General features: G+C 56.6%; 6 protein-coding genes. 5 read left to right on the forward strand and 1 reads right to left on the reverse strand.

All coding sequences use genetic code 11. The features are described 5' to 3' along the window. The coding region (locus AACR93_RS03265) for a recombination directionality factor (RefSeq protein WP_197077989.1) at positions 1–931 on the forward strand (931 nt) is incomplete at its 5' end. 23 nt (positions 932–954) lie between these two features. Here AACR93_RS03265 and AACR93_RS03270 read toward each other — a convergent pair. Continuing rightward, positions 955–1,305, reverse strand: a complete 351-nt coding sequence (locus AACR93_RS03270; protein ID WP_043852258.1) for a helix-turn-helix domain-containing protein — start codon at positions 1,303–1,305, stop codon at positions 955–957. A 208-nt stretch (positions 1,306–1,513) separates the two neighbouring features. Between AACR93_RS03270 and AACR93_RS03275 the strand changes: the two genes are divergently transcribed. The 4 genes from AACR93_RS03275 to AACR93_RS03290 all read left to right on the forward strand — a co-directional run bounded on the left by AACR93_RS03275 (position 1,514) and on the right by AACR93_RS03290 (position 3,223). Beyond that, positions 1,514–1,849, forward strand: coding sequence for a hypothetical protein (locus tag AACR93_RS03275; protein ID WP_025202118.1), 336 nt, complete (start codon positions 1,514–1,516; stop codon positions 1,847–1,849). Positions 1,850–1,897: 48 nt separating this feature from the next. After that, positions 1,898–2,347 (forward strand): hypothetical protein, encoded by a 450-nt coding sequence (locus AACR93_RS03280; protein WP_043852259.1) that lies wholly within the window; start codon positions 1,898–1,900, stop codon positions 2,345–2,347. Between the two features lie 83 nt (positions 2,348–2,430). Further along, positions 2,431–2,778 carry a YkvA family protein gene (locus AACR93_RS03285; protein ID WP_043852260.1) on the forward strand — a complete coding sequence of 116 codons (348 nt, stop codon included), beginning with the start codon at positions 2,431–2,433 and terminating at the stop codon, positions 2,776–2,778. 19 nt (positions 2,779–2,797) lie between these two features. Continuing rightward, positions 2,798–3,223 carry a DUF2787 domain-containing protein gene (locus tag AACR93_RS03290; protein ID WP_043852261.1) on the forward strand — a complete coding sequence of 142 codons (426 nt, stop codon included), beginning with the start codon at positions 2,798–2,800 and terminating at the stop codon, positions 3,221–3,223. Positions 3,224–3,347 lie beyond the last annotated feature (124 nt).

Genomic DNA, 3,347 nt, shown 5'->3' on the forward strand with positions numbered 1-3,347 from the left:
GCGGATCTGCATCGGCAAGCTGGTGCAAAAACAGGATAAGTGGGTACCGGAGAAGGACGACAGCTTCACCCTCACCACCCAGATACAGCACAAGGGGGGATGGTTGCTCCATCCCCTGCATCAACACTACTCATCGCAAAAGAGTGGCCAAGGGCAGGAGCAGACCAAGATCCGCGCCATTCCAGTGAGGGTGCTGTTCAACGACAGCGACTTGAATCTGCGGGCGGAATACAGCGCCTTTGACCGGCAAACCGGCAGGCCGCTCTGTGTCGGGAATGGGGAGGTGGCGAGACGTGTGGGGGCGCAAGGCATGGAGGAAGTCAGCTGCCCTGGACCAGAGCGCTGCGCCTTTGCAGGGCAACAGGGCTGCAAGCTGTACGGACGACTGAACCTGTTTGTGGAGGGGCAAGGGGATGAGCTGGGTAGCTTTATCTTCCGCACCACCGGCTACAACTCGGTGCGCACTCTGGCGGCTCGACTGAAGTACCTGGAGGCAGTGAGCGGGGGCCATACCCGCTATCTGCCGCTCACCCTGCGGTTGCGGGCCAAGAGCACCACCCAGTCGTACCGCACACCGGTCTACTACGTGGATTTGACCTTGCGGGAAGAAACCAACCTGACTGAGGCAGTCAGGCAAGCACTGGAGGCCGCCCGGCGTGATCAAGAGGCGGGGCTCGCCATCGACCAGATGGAGCAGGCCGCTCGCGACCTGCTGCGCAATGGCCAATTTGAGGATATCGATGAAGAGGTGCCGATGCTGCTGGAGGAGTTCTATCCCGAAGCCAACAGCGACGAGACGGCGAATGGAAACGCAGGGGCAGAGGCGGCTACCTCGCGTAACGCACCGCAAAGCCAAGCAACCATAGCGTCACAGAGGCCGCAACCAAGAAGGAGCCCACTCACCAATAAATTGGGGAAAGGGAACCCATAACCTCCCCAGTGAATGGTGGATGATCAGCTGGGACGCGCCAACCGCTCCACCAACCGTTCTACCGTTTCCAGCAACAGGGTTCGGTCAGCATCATCGAGCCGAGCCAGTTGCTGGCTCAGCACAATGCCCTGCTCGGTCGGGCGGTTACTGGTCTCGCGCAGGAAATCCGCCAGCTCACAGCCAAACAGTTGAGCGAGCTCCGCCAGCCGCACCACGGTCGGCACCACAATCCCCCGCTCCATCCGGGAGACGGCTTCCATGCCGATATTGAGGTGTTCAGCCACATGCTCTTGCGTGAATCCGGCTTGAGTACGCTTGTGGCTGATCGCCTTGCCAACGCTCTTGGCTAACAGCTCAAGGTTGATATCTGTCATGGGTCCTCCAGTCAACCTCTATGGTTGACCATGGACCCATTGACGATAAGGACTCAAAAGGTAGACTAAAGACTTAATGAGTCCACCAGACAGCAATTGATGCTGATTTGACACGGATGCGAGGCCCTCAGCCAATAAACCATCGTGACTAACTCGCAACAGGTGGGCTCCATAAGACGCTCTTACTACACGACCAAGGACACAAAACATGGAAAGACTGACTTATGAAGATCTGGGTACTGACAAGCTGACCTCACTGATCCGTGCACGAAAATCTTTCGAAGTCGTGGGGCTATCGGGGCGAATGAGCGCCGCTGTGACAAAACTTGAAAACAGCATCGAACCTGCTGGGCTGAAATGCCGGGTCTATACCAAGGGTCGGATCGCCGCAGCAGGGGCCAGCGTCTTTGGCGGTATTACCGGTCTAGCCGGGATCGCATCTGCCGTCACTATCGCGGCACATAATCTCGCCACTTACAATCCAGACTATGAAATCGTTAAGCACTTGGTGGATAACTCACTCAGCGTGCTTTACAAAAAATAACCACGTTAATGGCTCATCTAAATCCTTGAGCCTTTAGGAGTCACAGGGATGAAAAAACTCTTCATTACCTCAACAGCACTGCTGCTGTGCGGCAACGCCTTTGCGTATGGCGAGGCCGGACGCTGGAGCAGTGGCTGGGGTCAGGGCACCAGCGAATACACGGCGGTGGTCAACGAGCAAAACAACCTCTATATCGCCTGTAATGACACCCGCAAGGTCAGCATGACGGCTACCGTGCAGGGCAAGGAGTACGGCTCTTATGCTGGGCAGGCTTTCACCATCATCGTCGATGGCAGCCAATACGATGCGCCCTATGAGACCGAGTCCCGTGTCGGTGAGAACAATTTCTTCGACATGTGGGGCAAGCTGCGCAAGGCCAAGTCGATCAGCATTTTAACGGCTGACGGCAAGCAACTGGCACTGCCAACCAAAGAGGTCGCATCTGTACTGCCCGCCACTAATACCCCTGAGTTTGACTGCTTGATGTGGGACCAATAGCTCACATCCATTCCCATCCAAGAGGAGGCATTTGCCTCCTCTTTTCATTTCTGCCATTCACCCACCTGTGAAGGAGACACACTATGCCCCCCTGCATTCCCCCTGAATGCGAGCCGTTCGATCACCCAGGCTTTTGGCACAAACTCTGGGCCTTTGCCAAACGTGCCGGTCGGCCCTTTATCGAGACCTGCTTGCTGCTCTACTACACCAGCCAGAAGGATGACTTACCGCTCTGGGCCAAACTGCTGATCTACAGTGCGCTGGCCTACTTTATCTCACCGATCGATGCGATCCCGGACGTGTTGCCGATGGGGCTCACCGATGACATCGCGGTGCTAAGTGCGGCACTCGCCAGTATTACCGCCTTTATTGATGAACAGATCCGTGCCCGTGTTGCCAAAAAAATGCGCGAGCTGTTCGGCCAAGATTAACCCCCACAAGGAGTACACCATGACCATTCCCTTTTTCCGGGACGGCTTTGCCATGCCCGTTGCACAAGCATTGCTGGTTCAGCTTAACCAGGAAGTCGCTAAAACCGAGCTCAATCTTGAGCGCTTAACCCAACTGACCTTCAACTTTCGCAATCCCGGCTACAGCGCCGAGCAAGGCGGCGTGCACCCGGTCGAGATCCGCCTGATCCGCGGGCTCGATGGCTGGCTGTTCGATTACGTCACCGACTTCAGCTACCAAGGGCTCGCCCAGGATGCCGAGCTCTGCAAAGAGCTCGATTTCAACTTCCTCGATGGGGAACACACCATGTTGGGCTGGGGACCACTGCGACTGGCCGAAGCGCGGGAGCTGTTCGATATCTGGCAGAGCAACTTCATTGCCTGCTGCCGGTTGGAGTGTTTCAGCGTCACGGTCGCAGGAGATTAGGAGGACACGATGAGCCAAGAATTAGCGCTCTCCCACTACTCACGTCAATGGTTGGGACAAGTTGCCGCCAACGCCAAGATAACCCCTACCCGCAGTAGTCAGCGCTGGCTGCTGCACCTGACAC

Origin of the sequence: Aeromonas sp. L_1B5_3 (genome assembly GCF_963866575.1) — a bacterium.
Lineage (GTDB): Bacteria > Pseudomonadota > Gammaproteobacteria > Enterobacterales > Aeromonadaceae > Aeromonas > Aeromonas jandaei.